The sequence below is a fragment of the Polaromonas sp. CG_23.6 genome, assembly GCF_029892315.1.
Taxonomy (GTDB): domain Bacteria; phylum Pseudomonadota; class Gammaproteobacteria; order Burkholderiales; family Burkholderiaceae_C; genus Polaromonas.
The window spans coordinates 59,337-73,528 of sequence record NZ_JARXUY010000001.1 but is presented as its reverse complement, the minus strand read 5'-3'; the positions used below and the strand labels follow the sequence as shown (position 1 = coordinate 73,528).

The following is a 14,192-nucleotide window of genomic DNA, read 5'->3' as shown; positions in this document are numbered from 1 at the left end:
TGCGCAAGAGCGCTTAAACGCTTGCAGTCGCGTCAGGATGCCTGAGCAGCAGGCGCTCCAGCGCATTGAGCGTGTCGTAGGACTCGGCAAAGTCGGCAAACAGCGCGGCATTGTCGGGTGCGGCCGCCTGGCCCTGCCAGCCCGCGCGAAACTGGTCAAAAATCTCGCCAAAGCTTTTTTCCCCGTCGATCAGGCGCAGGATGTTCGCGCCGTACTTGCCCGGGTTGACGGTGACCGAAACGCCCGAATGCTGGTGCGTGAGCCGGAAGGGCTGACCCTTGTTGCTGCCAAACACCTGCGCCGCGATGTCGCCGGTCAGCGGCTCATGGTAGAAAAATGGAATGTAGGCGGCGTCGCCGTAGGGCGCGGTGCAGGCCGCGTCCGGCGTCAGGTAAAGCGAATGGGTGATGAGGTTGCCGATCATCAACTCGGCCATCTCGTACTGCTGGCGCCGGGGCAGGCGGCGCAATTCGGCGGCCATGGCGGGCGGCTTGCTGCCCAGCACCATGTGCGGCAGATAAGGCGAGCGGCCGCGCTGCACGTCGCTGAAGTTCAGGTGCTTGCCATGCTGCCCTTCCAGCCAGTCGAACAACTCGCCCACGCTGTAGGCGCGGTCCTGTGAATGCAGCAGCAAATCGTAGATGCCGGCGTCGCCAGCCTTGTGGTCATTGAACAGCGATTCGCTGGCCTTGAACCAGTTGCTGGCCGGCAGGCTGCCCAGCAGGTCACGGGTATTGGCAATCTTGTGCGGGTCATCGGCTTCCTGGCCGGTGCCATCCCGGTTGACCATGCGCATCAGCGCCTGCATCTGGTAGACCCCCGTGCGGCCGGTGGTGCCGTAGACCATCAAGCCGATGGCCCCGCCGGGCTTGAGCGCGCTCAGCAGCACCCGCAGGCCCAGGTCGGGATCGGCCAGGTGGTGCAGCACGCCGCTGCAGTTGATGTAGTCGAACTTGCCCAGGCCCAGCGCCGGCAGGCTCAGCAGCGAGTAATGCACCCAGGTGATATTGGTGAGGCCGCGAATTTTCGCCCGCTCCTGCGCCAGCACGATGCTGGCGTGGCTCATGTCGAGGTGCACGATCTCGGCATCCGTGCCGCGCAGCTGCTCGGCCAGGAAGATCGTCGCGTCGCCCGTGCCGCCGCCGGCCACCAGCGCCCGGAAACCGTTGCTGAACGACTGTTTGCCGGCAAAGCAGTAGTGGTTGATCATCGGCAGGTCTTCCAGCCAGGTCATCACCAGGCGCGTTTTGTCGTCCTGCGGATTGCAGGGCGGATAAGGCATGGCTTCGTACTGGCTTTTGACCTTGGGCAGGTGGTTCTGGGGCATGGGTGTGTTGAAGGAGTTGGGGGCTGGAAATATGCTTATTGTCGGCGCGCCGGCTGGCTGGTGGCGGCAAGGCGGTTGGCGGCCATTGCGCTTGCTTTTTGCAAGCTGGCAAAGCTGCCACCTGTGGCTGAATTCACGACATGCAGGGATTTTTCCTTTGCGGGGTTGGCGGGGCAACGTGATTCAGCCCTACCATCGGGAACAGTGAATCCACCGCGTTTGTCCGGGAATCAGCCTGAACCTGTGGTCAAGCAGTTGCTGCAAATTGCGGGGTTTTCTGCTATTTTTAATGTAGCTAACTATTGAGCAGCGAAAAAGGTAAATGGCAGTTTTTGTAGTTAAAGCTGCCACGTTATGCCGCAGTACCCTGCGGTATACATCACGTTAAAGGGCACATGCGCAAGAAGCCAACCACGATCGCGGATGAATTCTGGTACCGGGGTGCATTGGGCTTACTTGGCGCACTTCTCGGTGGCTTCGCCGGAGTGCTGTTTGCCCTTCCGCTGATGTACTTCGCTGTGGTGTCCACCTCCCTCGCTAAGGCAGTCCTTGCGGGATCACTGGCCGGAGCAATCGTTGGAGCACTTGCGCCAAGTACGCTGATATATGGAGTGCAGGCGTTCATGTACTTCGTGCTTGGTTTCTTTGGTGCTATGGCGGGTGGGATCGGCTTCGATCCGCCTACACCTAGTCCCAAATGGTTGTGGGCGGCATTCGCCTTTGGCTTCGCCTATTTCGCCGCCTTGGTAATCCTGTGAGAATGCCCTTTAGCATGTCGGCCAACACGGAACCACAACTGCAGGAGGCGGCTTCGCCGCAAGGGTTGTGGTCCGGTTGCCTCCAACGTTAGGCGTCAAATTTAGGTCGGATCTCCAACCCGAAGCATTTAGGAACTCCAATGCACTCGACCCCAGAAGACAATCGTCGCAACGCGATGGCGTTCTACGACATGATGTTCAATGAATGTAAGCCACGTGAGGCGGTCGAGCAGTACGTTGGCGCGACCTACACGCAGCACAATCCGCACGTCGCTGACGGCAAGAACTTCTTCATCGAGTACTTCGAGAAAATGGCGCGCGAATATCCTGGCAAGAACGTCAGCTTCAAACGTTCAATAGCCGAAGGTAACTTCGTCGTACTCCACTGCCATCAGGTTTGGCCGACCGATACGAACAAGGACTGGGCAGGCATCGACATCTTCCGCTTCGATGAATTAGGGAAGATCGTTGAGCATTGGGACGTTCTGCAGGTCGTACCAGCCGAGGCCCAACACAGCAATGGCATGTTTTAGCCAAGCGTCAAAAACTCCTCGAACTTGTGTGTCCGTTGACGCCTAACCCTTCCATCGAGGGGGTGCCCAAAAGGCTGCGCCTTTTGGGCACCCCTCATGTCAAACGTTAGGCGTCGCAGAACCAGACTAATCGTCCTCCAGCATCCATGAAACTCCGCACAGCCCTGCTTCTTATTGCCTCTCACGTCACCGTTGCGGCTATCGGTTTTGCGGGTGGGATTTTCACCTTGCCCATACTGACCGCCCCCGCAGCGCCCACAACTGCCGAGTTGAAAGCGGCCACGGCGCAAGCTCAATTCAGTGGTCATTTCAAACGAGACTTGAAGGACAGCGATGCGCTGCACTGGGGTGAGGGAATCGTGTCCGTATCGGCAAATGCCGTCTCACTGGCGGGAAAGCTGTCCCCGGGCCCGGACTATAAGCTCTACCTGTCGCCAGAGTTTGTCGAGACCGAAGCGGATTTCAAACGACTTAAGGCGCGTATGGTCCGAGTCGGAGATGTCAAGACCTTCGAAAATTTCGTGGTGCCTATTCCGGCAGGTATTGAGCCCGCCAATTACTCGACCGTCATCGTGTGGTGCGAGACTTTCAGTCAGTTCATCTCGGCTGCAAAGTACAGGTAGTGGCCTGGCATCCTGCTGTTGGCGCCCGCTTAGCTCGAACATTAAAAAACTGACATCCCCCTCACCGCACCGGCAAGAACTGCAAAAACGTCCCGCCGACAAAGTTCTGCACATAGCTGATCACCGCGCGGCGGTATTTTTCGGTTGCCACCTCGGCCAGCAGGTCGAGCCGGCCGATGATCTTACCGAATTCGCGCTCGAAGCTCAGGTTGCGCTCCAGGCCGGAGATGTCGTCGGCCAGCAGCAGCGGCTGGCCTGCGGCGTTGCGCCGGCTTGACAGCAGCCAGACGGCAATCTCGACGTTGCGCGCGGCGTTGTAAACATGCTGGTTGTCCAGGCTGTCCACCAGGTACAGGCGTGTCCGGCCGCCATGCGCGGTCACCAGCATGTCGGCGCTGGCCGCCACAAAGGCCGCCACCCGGTCACCGGCAAAGTCAGGGTGCAGCGCCAGCGACAGCGCGGCAATGTCGCGCTTGCCCTGCAGTTCGGGCCACGGCTCCGGGCTTTCCAGCGACAGGCGAAGCTGCGCCATGGCGGCCTCGCGGCTGGGCACGCCGGTTTTTTTCCATTCGGACGGATTGCGCCGGTACAGCTTGTCGGCAATGCGCAGCATGCTGTCCAGGTTGTCGCGCATGGCCAGTGTGGCCATGCGGTTCACGTCCGACTGGGCCAGTTCCGTCGGCCGCATGGGCGCCACAAGGGTTTCGCCGCGCTCAATGGGCGCCGGGCCGGCGCAGCCCGCCAGCGCCAGCATCAGCGTGGCGGGCAGCACGGCCAGAAAATGCGCAGCGCGGCACGGCGCCACCCTGCGCGCCCGGTCAGCCGGGCTCAGGGAGACGGCCTTTCAGGCGGCGCCTGGGGGTCCAGCAGGCCGCTGGACAGCAGCACCCGGTGGTCAATCTTGATGCAATGGTCTTGCACCACCATCAGGCCGGCAGCCTCGGCCGTGGCGGCGGCTTGGGCATTTGCCACACCAAGCTGCATCCATACCGCGCGCGCGCCGATGGCGATGGCATCGGCGACCACGGGCGGAATGTCTTCACTGTTCCTGAAGCAGTTCACCAGATCGATTTTTTCGTGCAGTGCTGCTTCCCGCAGCGTGGCATAGGCCTTTTCGCCGAGCACTTCGGTGGCGTTCGGGTTGATCGGAATGATGCGGTAGCCGGCGGCCTGCATGTAGCGCGACACGTCAAAACTGGCCCGGTGCGGCTTGGGTGACAGGCCGACGACGGCAATGGTGCGGCAGTCATTGAGGAGGTGCGCAATGCGTTCGGGGGCACGGGACTTCATGGATGGGCTCCTGGTTGCTGGGGCGTGCCGGGCTTTTAAGGGGGGCTGGACAGGCAGGAATTGATCAAAGTCTGGCCAACTCCGCCCGAACATCGCTCACGGACAAGATTTCAGACAATACCACCGGCGCGCGGCCGGGCTTGTAAAGAACGTAAACCGGCACGCCGCTGCGGCCAAGTTCTGCCAGTGCAGCGGTCACGGCCGGGTCGCGGCGCGTCCAGTCGGCACGCAGAAGGGCGACATTTTTGGCGTCCATATCGGCCATCACGTCGGCGTTGGCCAGCGTGGTCTTCTTGTTGTACTGGCAGGTCACGCACCAGGCGGCGGTGAAATCGACAAACACGCTTTGGCCCTGCGCCGTCAGCTGCTCGACGCGGCCGGGTTGCCAGTCTTGCCAGCGCGCGGATGCAGCCGCCAAAGGCGTGCCGACCGGCTTGACGATGTTCGGGCCGATGGCCCACAGGCCGGCCGCGACCAGCGCGACTGAAAACGCGGCGATGGCGTGGCGCGCCGTGCCGCGCAGGGTGAACGACCAGACGGCCAGCGCCATCAGCACCAGCAGCGCCAGCAGCGCGCCTGCGCCGTCGATGCCGCTTTGCTGGCCCAGCACCCACACCAGCCAGGCCACGGTGGCAAACATCGGAAAGGCCATCAGTTGCTTGAACGTCACCATCCACGCGCCGGGGCGGGGCAGCACGCGGGCCACGGCCGGCACCGCGCTGGCCGCCAGGTAGGGCAGCGCCATGCCGATGCCAATGGCGCCAAACACCGCCAGCGCCTGCACCGCCGGCAGGCCGACGGCATACCCCAGCGACGCGCCCATGAACGGCGCGGTGCAGGGCGAGGCAATCGCCGTGGCCATCACGCCCGACAAAAATGAATTCACGCCGGGATTTTTGGCCTGCAAATTAACGACACGGCTGGGCAGGATGCTGCCAAAGTCAAACACACCCGCCAGGTTCAGCCCCAGCAGCGTGAACAGCGCCGCCAAGCCGGCCACCACCGCCGGGCTTTGCAGCTGAAAGCCCCAGCCCAGTTGCTCGCCTGCCGCCCGCAGGCCCAGCAGCAGCGCGCCCAGCGCCAGGAACGACAGCACCACGCCGGCGGTGTAGGCCAGGCCGCCGCTCAGGCGCCGCGCCTGGTTTTTTTCGTTCACAAAGCCGACCATCTTGATGGCCAGCACCGGAAATACGCAGGGCATCAGGTTCAGGATCAGCCCGCCCAGCAGTGCTCCCAGCAAGGCCAACAGCAGGCCCGGCGAAGCCTTGCCTGCGCCCGGCGCCGCAGCCGGGGCCGCCGCATTGGCCCTGAGCGCCGCCTGCAAGGCTGGCGACAACCCGACCGGCGCCGCCACCGCAGGCCATTCGCCGGTCACCGGTGCCTCAATGCGGTAAGCCGCGTCGTTGTACGCCACCACCAGCGGCATGTTCAGCGGGCTTGCCGTGCGCTGGCCCGAGATGGGCAGTTGCGCTGTCCAGAGCGCGCCTTGCCACGCCTGTTCCCAGGCGCCGGCCGGCTCGATCACGCTGCCGGTTTCCGGAAACAGCGCCAGCGTCTGGCCCTGCAGCGCGGCGGGCAGGCCGGCGAGCGACACTTTAAGCACCTTGCCGCTGACTTCCAGTTGGCTGCCGCCGGTGGGCAGATCCCGGGGCGCGGCGTCGAAAGCCGCCTGAAAGGCCATGCTGCTCGCCGCCGTCGAGCCCCTGGCGGGCAGGCTCAGGCTGAATTCGCCCTCTTGCGGAATGCATTCCTTGCGGCAGATCAGCCAGCTGGCCTTCAGCTTCACGTCAAGCTGCGACGCATTGAAACCGGGCGCGATGGTCAGCGGCACCGGCAGCAGCACGGTGTTTTCGTAGCCATAGTTCGCCAATGTGCCAATGAGAATTTTTTTAGGGGTTGGCCAGGCGATGTCGCCTGCCGTGATGCCCGCTGGCAGTTGCCATTCCAGCAGGGTCGGCAGGCCCGAGTCGCCGGAATTTTTCCAGTAGGTGTGCCACTCGGGCTGGTGCGCCAGTTGCAGGCCCAGCCACACCGGTTTGCCCGCCTCAACGCCCTCGGGCGCCCAGGCCAGCAGTTCGGCGCGTACCTGTTCGGTGGTGACCACCGGGCTGCCCAGCGCCGGCTTTATCAAGCCATATTGGGCATTTGCGCTTACTGGTAATGCGCAAGCAGCTATCAAAAAAATAGCAGATAGGAGGCGGTTCAAATTCATGGTGAGGGTCTGACAGGCGGCGTAGTCGTTAGTTCCGGGGGCAGGCCCGGCAAGCCCGATTGTGCGTCAGCCGCCGCGTTGCCTTATGCCGAGCCCGGCTGTACCAGGGGCGGGACAAACACCGCTGGCAGCTTTTTCGGCGCCCGGATGCGCAACTGCTTGTTGACGTTCTCGCGCCCGAACACCACCTCGATGTCCGCCACCGCCACGCCAAACAGCGGCGCCAGAAAGCGCACCATGTGGTCTGTCGCCTTGCCGCCCCTGGGCTTGGCCGTCACGCTGACCTTGAGCTGCGTGCCCTTGGGTTTGCCAATGGCGTCTTGGCTGGCGCTGGGCTTGCCCAGGATGTTGACCACCAGCACATCGCCGTCCCAGGCAAAGAAGGCGTCGCCGGTGGCATTGCGGATTGGGCCCCGGCTCATGCGGATGAATTTCCTGGCCGCACCCTCATCGTTGCACCCAGCCCCCGCACACCGGAAAGACCTGCCCGACAAAACAATTGGCGTGTTCACCGCAAAGGTAAGCCGCAAACTCGGCATCTTCCGTTGCGCCCACCAGTCGACCCAGCGGGACTTCTCGCTTCAACCGTTCCTGGAATCGAGGGTTGGCCTGCACTTCCGAGGGAAAGTAGGTGGGGTTGTCGACGAAGTTCTGCGCAATGGCATTGACCTGAACATTGTGGCTGGCCACTTCAACACCGACCGCCTGAACGTAAGCCAGTTGCGCGCCGCGCGCCGCGCTGTAGGTGGACGTTCGCTTCATGCCACGCAGTGCCGAGGCGCTGCCCATGACAAGAATCTTGCCGGCGCGCCGTTTGATCATTGCGGGCAACACGGCCCTGAACAAGCGAGGCAGCGGATTCACGAGTGCTGCAAATGTGTCGAGCCACTCTTCATCCAGCACATCCGTCACAGCGGTTGTCGGGGCGGGAACGGCAAGATTGACGACCAGCACATCGATGTGGCCGGCGGCGGCGACCACGCGGGCAGGCGAGTCCGGGCTCAGCAGGGTGTCCGTGCTTTCAATGACTGTTGCACCGTGCTCGGCAAACACCCTGCACAGCACCGGACCCATGAATACATCCGCGTTGGTGACGAGCACCCGTTTGCCCATCAGGCTCATGTCCGGCATAGTTTCTCCTTGGGAAGGGGCAGAAATTTCGTATCGTACTGTGATGCCAAAGACGGATCGGCTGCCCGATGCCCTGTTGGGCACTTTTTTTTCAATGCCCGCTCCCCAACCGCTGCGTGAATTCGCCTGGCTAAATTGTGTTTTGGCTATCGGTGCATGGCAGCCGTGCAGCCCCACTTCACATGATTTTCCTGCAGCCTTTCGCAGACAAAAAACCAGTGCCCTCGACGGTGTTCCTGGCTTCGATAGCCTCAAGTCGGCGCTGCATGGGAAATCATTAGATGCTATTAATTTGATAGTTGATTATGCTTGCGCAGCATGCGCTAAAGCTGGTTTTGCTCAAACAATTAGAGCCATGCCGATTCTACTCTTTGGTCGCCAGCATCGCGTTTCAAGCCTTTTCAGTCAAAGCACCCAGCATAGACCAGCGGGCGCCTTGACCGCCAACGCGAAAGAACCGCCACATCACCTCCAAGGTGGGAATGCTTGTCACTGCAGCGGTTAGCGAAAGGGTTGCGACTAGATGTAAAAAAGTAGAGGTCGGCACAGAAATTTAGGCATGCTGAGGCCGCGTCATCAACTGATGCTCGGGAACAACTCTCGTCAGCCTTTCCTTGATTTGACAACCTTATTGGCTTGCTTAGGAGCATGTGATGAACAAAACAGTTTTAGCGGCTTCGCTCGCTTTGGCCCTTATGGTTAATGTGGTCGGCAAGACAGCCCATGCCCAGCAATCAGTGACTTCTGCAACGGGCCAAGGCATGTCCAGCGTGAATGTTTCGACTGAGCGCGCGACGCTCGTACCGCAGCCACCTACGCGGGTCAATACCACGACTGCTGATTACCAGGATTTGAAGACTTCCAGTGCGCTCGCTGATGGCGGCTACTTGTTGGTGTGGGACACCACCACCATGAATCCGGCACAGGATGGATCGCGCTTTTTCCTCCAGCGATTCGACAGCGAAGGCAACAGGGTAGGCGGTGAAACCCGACTGCAGCTCACTGTTCAAGATGGCTCCATTGCCGTGCTAAATAACGGCGACATCGTCGTCGCGTACAAGGGTGCACGGGATGCGCAGGGCAAAGCAATCACCTCGCCTAACGCCGCGTCTGGTGCGTTTATTCAGAAGTTCAATGCCAGCGGCGCTCAAATCATGCCGGAAACCGCTGTAGTGGCAACCTTCGGAACTTCTACCACCTATGGCTTTGTAACGATCGTGCCATTGGCAAACGGGGGCTTCGTCGTCAGCTGGACATCGCGAGACGAGTCCTCAGGCACCGTAAGGAACAGTTTTTCCGCTCAGAGTTATGACAGTTCGGGCCAACGCAGCGGCAGCCCTGTCGTGCTGTCAGCCGACAGCTTTCCCCCTTCGAGGCCCATCGATTACGAGATTCAGGCGTCTCCGGATGGCGGCTACCTGGTTTACAAACGCATGATTGACACGGCGAACTCCTCAGGATGCTTCGGTGCTATGAGTGAGCCAACGATTACGTCAGTCTCTTATTACGACAAGAACCTGGTTCCCAAGCAAATACTCGCGCCGACGCACTGCGGTATTTTGATACCGCTGCAAGGCGATCAGTACATGATGTTCGGCGCCAATGCCACGGGGCCCTACAGTCAATTGATTGATGGCAATGGCAGTTTGGTCGGTCCGCAAAAACCGATAGCAGCCAGAAGTGATTTCAGAAGCCCGGAGCTTACGATCTTCACCGCAAGGACCGTGCTGGTCGATGGGAGCTATTTGTTGTTCTGGTACTCAGGTGCGAGCGGCAACAAGGGTCAAAGGTACACCAGCAAGGGCGACCCGATTGGGGATGTCTTTACCATTGCCGCGTCGCCCAAGAACATCTTGCCACTGACTGGCGGCAGCGTCATATTGGCTTGGTCTGCATCCAATGAGATCGCCAATAATCTGCTCGATGTCTATATGCAGCGCTTAAACAAGCCCGAGGCGGCTGGCTGCGCAGCGTCGGCTGCCTGGGTCAGGGGCCAGCAGTATGCCGCCGGCGCCCGCGTTACCTATAGCGATGGCCTCACCTACGTCGCCAAGTTCGCCAATCCGGGTTACAACCCCACCATAAGCACCTTCTTCTGGGCCCCGGTTGCTTGCTGCACCAAGCCGGCTGCCTGGGTCATGGGCCAGCAGTACGCGGCCGGCGCCCTCGTCTCCTACGCCGATGGCCTGTCCTATGTCGCCAAGCTCGCCAACCCGGGCTACGACCCCACCATCAGCACCTTCTTCTGGGCTCCTGTTGCCTGCACCAAGCCGGCTGCCTGGGTCTCTGGCCAGCAGTACGCCGCCGGCGCCCTCGCCACCTACTCCAATGGCCTGACCTATGTCGCCAAGTTCGACAACCCGGGCTACGACCCCACCATCAGCACCTTCTTCTGGACCCTTGTGGGCTACTGATCCGCTTGCTTGCTGAAGTTTCATAGCCGCGCGCCTTGTGCGTGGGGCAGCGCGGTGCATGCTGGAGCGGGCGCGCCATGAAAATCATGCCAGATGAAAGCAACCGCGCCCAGCCGGTCGGCATTTCTTGCAGCGGTGCCGGATGTGTGGTGACCGAGCGCTTTAGCCACCGCCCCTTCCAGACGCGCTGTCTGTTCCTGCACTGATCATTCGGGCCGGACGACACTGGCTCCGACCATGGCCCCGACTGGGCCATGCTTCAGCTTGACGCCGGCGCGCGGTTAATCATCAAACGCTTGAAGCAGACGAAGACCATTGGCCCCGGACAGGGACCCGGCGCACCCTCGACGAGGCAAACGCCGGCGAAGGGGCTGTGCCGTCAAACACCGACCTCTTTGAAAAGACGGCGAATCGACGGATTTTGAATGCCAATGACAGCACAACAGGTATTTTTGACTGCCTGGGAGGTCGGCATAAATCCAGAAGTCGATATGCGAATCAGATTTCCTTGTGGATCTGACCGTAGGCAAGCATCGCAAACAAACCGGTTCCACCCAATATGTTGCCGATCAGAATCGGAAGAATATGACTTGCAAACGCAGTGAGGATATTCATCTCGCCGATCAGCACCAGATTGAAAATTTCGTTTGATCCTGCGACGACGTGGGTAAAGCCACCCGCTGCAATAAGCCAGGTAAACAGCATGATGACGACAACTTCGGAGCCTTTTGCCGAAGGCAGCATCCACACCAATGCGGCAATGAAAAACCCCGCCGGAATGCCCCTGGACAGCGAAGTAGCCGGCGACAGTTCTGCGACGTGACGCGATATTTCGAGAATCGAGGAAAGGATTTCGTCTGGCAGGATATTGCCATGAACAGCAAGTGCCGCCGTGAAAAACGTGCCAAAGATGTTTGCCGCAAACACGATCGCCCACAGCCGCGCAGTGCTGTAAAACCGATTCCGGTTTGGACTGGCCAGGACTGGAAGCACGACAGTGATGGTGTTTTCAGTGAACAGCTGGAGCCTGCACATGATCACCAGCACAAACCCCAATGTGTAGCCCAAACTTTCGATGACCGAAAGATAGGGGGATTCCGCCGCCACTGCGGTGCGGATGATGCCTTCGGCCAGAACAGAGGTCGAAATTCCGATCCCCGCTGCCACACCTGACCACCAAAGCGACGTTTTGGGACGGCGCAATTCTTCTTCGCCTTCACGCAGAATGATGGAATAAACGGTCAGCGCCGACAGCTTGCCGTTGTCGGCGACGACTTCACGTTCTTCCTGGGTCAGCGATTTTTCTATCTCTGTTGGCGACTTTTCACTCGCTTCCCGCTCCGCCACTTTCTTGCGGGTGTCATCGGTTCGCTCCTTGGCATCCGAAGACGCATCAGACAGTGAATGGCGATCTTCACTTTCGTCGACCATGCTGCGTCCTTTTTGTGCAAGACTTTGACCAACTTATTGGTGGTCATTGTCGATTCTGTATTCGCGAATTCGCCATTGCCCATGCTGCATGAAAAAAAACAGGGACGCCAGGTCTGATTCGAACGTCTTCGTTCTTGCTGGCATCCAAAAACTGGCATGTCAACATCGACAATTCGCGCACAAACACCGAACAGCTTGGCAATGCCCTGAGCCTTGGCCAATAAGCTGGATCTAACAAACAAACGGGCCAGGTTCGGCTCAGGCACCACATCCATGATTTGTTGCCACGGTGTTCCGATGTGCAAAACCAACTGCAACAGCAAAGTCTCGTCCGTTCGCTGGGGATCATCGCAAAGTCGTTTGCCTGCAATGTTGCAACTTTGTTATCCACTCTCGTTTGGTTAGCCCCTTGAAATGAGCTGGGCTGACAGTCGCCTGGCCTCGGAATTGCTGGAATTTTCAGCCATGGCGTTGACAGGTTTGATGAACTGGAGCATCAGGTTTGACGCTGCAACAAGCAACCAGTGCAGCTGGATATCGCAACGCTTGAGCAGACTTTTGCCAAAAGTTACCTCTGCCTCGAGCGCCCTCACAGCAGTTGTGATTCGTCATTGAAAAAAGCGTGTGCAACATGCGACCATGCGCCTCGTGAGAGCCGATCCCGCAGATCGGACGCCGGCATGGCCAGAAGGCTGTATGGTCATGCCGACCAGTGCGGGCGAGAGCGTGCGACCGGCGCCACCGATTCAACGCTCAGGGCGCGACGACACCAGGCTTTGCCTGCACTTCGGTGGCGCCAGTGTCCGCGATCGCCAGTTGTTTGCCGTGGATGGTCATATCGCTGATGAAGTGAAACCGATCGCCATCACCAGCAGCACCGGCAAGTGCGAGGTCGGTGCCCGCGCCCTGGACGATGAAGCGCCAGGCCCAGCTTTTGCAACCGACCAGACAGCGGCGATATGTGCAGGCCAGCTGTGACAGCAGTCACCGCACCACGTGCATTCCGTTGCGCTGACGCAGTAGCCTTGGGTTACCCGGTTGATCAGGCCGGCGCGTTCCGTTTCGCTCAACAACGCGTGGCCACGCGTTTGCGCCCAGATCGAAAGTGTTCCGGTGGTGTCGCACGGCGGGTCGACGATGGTGCGCAGCGCTGGAATGCGCGCCGGTGTCACGCGACCACTCGCCGAACTGTTCATCGAGCGGCTGCAGCAGCGAGCCGCAATCCGGAGGGTCAACCAGGTCATCGATCACTCACAGCGATGCCTAGCCCAGGCCCGAATGCTGCAGAAGTGGGTCTTCGGGGCCGTGCATCCGGTGCTTCAGCCGGCCCCAGGTCGCTCGGAAGACGTGTTCCGTCGGCATTGCCGGCGCGGTGTAGCCGCTAAGCGCCATCAGTTCGGGAAGGTTCACGGCATTCTTTGCATCGTTGATTTAGGCGGGTCCGGCACAGGGCTATTTCGCCTGCTGTTGAACCGTTCCGGCAAAGCCCTTCCTGCTGCAGAGCTCGATAATGCCGCCATGCCTTCCCTTCCAGTCACCGACTCCTCCGCCATTGTCCTGGCCACCCTGAACGCCAAGTACATCCACGCCTCGCTCGGCCTGCGTTGCCTGCTTGCCAATATGGACCTGCATGGCGGTGCCGGCCTGCGCGAGCGCACGCAACTTCGCGAATTCACCATTGGGCAGCGGCCGGTGCAGATCGTCGAAAGCCTGCTGGCGCTCAATCCGCAAATCATCGGTCTGGGCATCTATATCTGGAACGTGGTCGAAACCACGCAGGTCGTGCGCCTGCTGAAAACCCTGCGGCCCGACATCAAGATCGTGCTGGGCGGGCCGGAGGTCAGCTTTGAAACCGGCGAACAGGAAATTTGCCGGCTGGCCGACCATGTCATCACCGGCTGGGGCGACGTGAGTTTCCCCAAGCTGTGCCGCGCGTTGCTGGATGGCCCGAAGCCGTTGATGAAAGTCGTCATCGGCGAACAGCCGGCGCTGGAAGCACTGGCCTTGCCCTACAACGAGTACACGGCAGAAGACCTGGCCAAGCGCCTGCTCTACGTCGAAGCGTCACGCGGCTGCCCGTTCAAGTGCGAGTTTTGCCTGAGTTCGCTCGACAAGACGGCCTGGGCGTTTGAGCTGGACCGCTTCATGGCCGAGATGGACACGCTGTTTCAGCGCGGCGCGCGCAACTTCAAGTTCGTGGACCGCACCTTCAATTTGAAGGTCGATTTTTCGGTGCTCATCTTGCAGTTCTTTTTGGACCGTATGGCGCCTGACTTGTTCGTGCATTTTGAAGTCGTGCCTGACAGCCTGCCGGACCGGCTGAAAGCGCTGATCGTGCAGTTTCCGGCGGGGTCGCTGCAGTTTGAAGTCGATCAGCCTATTACCTGTAGTCAACCATACAAACAAGTGAGTGAGTGCATTTCTAAGAGTGAAAAGTACGAGTTTTCATAACTATGAAACTATGGATGCTAGG

The 14,192-nt window shown here is 60.1% G+C and carries 15 protein-coding genes and 1 pseudogene; 7 read left to right on the top strand and 9 right to left on the bottom strand.

What is annotated here, in order from left to right; all coding sequences use genetic code 11:
* Window positions 1–13: 13 nt before the first annotated feature.
* Window positions 14–1,327 carry a class I SAM-dependent methyltransferase gene (locus H4V98_RS00305; protein WP_196863323.1) on the bottom strand — a complete coding sequence of 438 codons (1,314 nt, stop codon included), beginning with the start codon at window positions 1,325–1,327 and terminating at the stop codon, window positions 14–16.
* Window positions 1,328–1,722: 395 nt separating this feature from the next.
* On the opposite strand from H4V98_RS00305, the gene H4V98_RS00300 reads away from it, so the two are divergent.
* From H4V98_RS00300 to H4V98_RS00290, 3 genes are all read left to right on the top strand, one after another.
* A complete protein-coding gene (locus H4V98_RS00300; RefSeq protein ID WP_196863322.1) occupies window positions 1,723–2,085 on the top strand; it encodes a hypothetical protein in 363 nt (120 codons plus the stop codon).
* A gap of 140 nt (window positions 2,086–2,225) precedes the next feature.
* Window positions 2,226–2,618: an ester cyclase gene (locus H4V98_RS00295; RefSeq protein WP_196863321.1), complete on the top strand. Its 393-nt coding sequence runs from the start codon at window positions 2,226–2,228 to the stop codon at window positions 2,616–2,618.
* A 146-nt stretch (window positions 2,619–2,764) separates the two neighbouring features.
* Window positions 2,765–3,241 (top strand): DM13 domain-containing protein, encoded by a 477-nt coding sequence (locus tag H4V98_RS00290; protein ID WP_196863320.1) that lies wholly within the window; start codon window positions 2,765–2,767, stop codon window positions 3,239–3,241.
* A 61-nt stretch (window positions 3,242–3,302) separates the two neighbouring features.
* On the opposite strand, the gene H4V98_RS00285 is transcribed toward H4V98_RS00290, so the two are convergent.
* The 5 genes from H4V98_RS00285 to H4V98_RS00265 all read right to left on the bottom strand — a co-directional run bounded on the left by H4V98_RS00285 (window position 3,303) and on the right by H4V98_RS00265 (window position 7,874).
* Window positions 3,303–3,995, bottom strand: coding sequence for a hypothetical protein (locus tag H4V98_RS00285; protein WP_196863477.1), 693 nt, complete (start codon window positions 3,993–3,995; stop codon window positions 3,303–3,305).
* A 74-nt stretch (window positions 3,996–4,069) separates the two neighbouring features.
* The gene (locus H4V98_RS00280; RefSeq protein ID WP_196863319.1) at window positions 4,070–4,531 is read right to left on the bottom strand and encodes a CoA-binding protein; all 462 of its coding nucleotides are present in this window, start codon (window positions 4,529–4,531) and stop codon (window positions 4,070–4,072) included.
* A 64-nt stretch (window positions 4,532–4,595) separates the two neighbouring features.
* Window positions 4,596–6,743: a thioredoxin family protein gene (locus tag H4V98_RS00275; protein ID WP_196863318.1), complete on the bottom strand. Its 2,148-nt coding sequence runs from the start codon at window positions 6,741–6,743 to the stop codon at window positions 4,596–4,598.
* An 83-nt stretch (window positions 6,744–6,826) separates the two neighbouring features.
* Window positions 6,827–7,165: a DUF167 family protein gene (locus tag H4V98_RS00270; protein ID WP_196863317.1), complete on the bottom strand. Its 339-nt coding sequence runs from the start codon at window positions 7,163–7,165 to the stop codon at window positions 6,827–6,829.
* A 25-nt stretch (window positions 7,166–7,190) separates the two neighbouring features.
* On the bottom strand, window positions 7,191–7,874 hold the full coding sequence (locus H4V98_RS00265) for an SDR family oxidoreductase (protein WP_196863316.1): 684 nt from the start codon (window positions 7,872–7,874) through the stop codon (window positions 7,191–7,193).
* On the opposite strand from H4V98_RS00265, the gene H4V98_RS00260 reads away from it, so the two are divergent.
* The 3 genes from H4V98_RS00260 (at window position 7,864) to H4V98_RS00250 (ending at window position 10,494) form a co-directional block, all read left to right on the top strand.
* On the top strand, window positions 7,864–8,379 hold the full coding sequence (locus tag H4V98_RS00260) for a hypothetical protein (protein WP_196863315.1): 516 nt from the start codon (window positions 7,864–7,866) through the stop codon (window positions 8,377–8,379). The genes H4V98_RS00265 and H4V98_RS00260 overlap by 11 nt on opposite strands.
* Before the next feature lie 148 nt (window positions 8,380–8,527).
* Entirely contained in the window at window positions 8,528–10,288 is a 1,761-nt protein-coding gene (locus H4V98_RS00255; RefSeq protein ID WP_196863314.1) for a hypothetical protein, read from the top strand.
* A 77-nt stretch (window positions 10,289–10,365) separates the two neighbouring features.
* On the top strand, window positions 10,366–10,494 hold the full coding sequence (locus H4V98_RS00250) for a hypothetical protein (protein ID WP_255532170.1): 129 nt from the start codon (window positions 10,366–10,368) through the stop codon (window positions 10,492–10,494).
* A gap of 292 nt (window positions 10,495–10,786) precedes the next feature.
* On the opposite strand, the gene H4V98_RS00245 is transcribed toward H4V98_RS00250, so the two are convergent.
* The 3 genes from H4V98_RS00245 to H4V98_RS00235 all read right to left on the bottom strand — a co-directional run bounded on the left by H4V98_RS00245 (window position 10,787) and on the right by H4V98_RS00235 (window position 13,129).
* Window positions 10,787–11,719, bottom strand: coding sequence for a formate/nitrite transporter family protein (locus H4V98_RS00245; RefSeq protein ID WP_196863313.1), 933 nt, complete (start codon window positions 11,717–11,719; stop codon window positions 10,787–10,789).
* An 833-nt stretch (window positions 11,720–12,552) separates the two neighbouring features.
* Window positions 12,553–12,963 (bottom strand): hypothetical protein, encoded by a 411-nt coding sequence (locus H4V98_RS00240; protein ID WP_196863312.1) that lies wholly within the window; start codon window positions 12,961–12,963, stop codon window positions 12,553–12,555.
* Window positions 12,964–12,982: 19 nt separating this feature from the next.
* Window positions 12,983–13,129 (bottom strand): hypothetical protein, encoded by a 147-nt coding sequence (locus tag H4V98_RS00235; RefSeq protein WP_280757194.1) that lies wholly within the window; start codon window positions 13,127–13,129, stop codon window positions 12,983–12,985.
* A gap of 108 nt (window positions 13,130–13,237) precedes the next feature.
* On the opposite strand from H4V98_RS00235, the pseudogene H4V98_RS00230 reads away from it, so the two are divergent.
* A pseudogene (locus H4V98_RS00230) lies at window positions 13,238–14,089 on the top strand (cobalamin-dependent protein); the annotation flags it as partial.
* Window positions 14,090–14,192 lie beyond the last annotated feature (103 nt).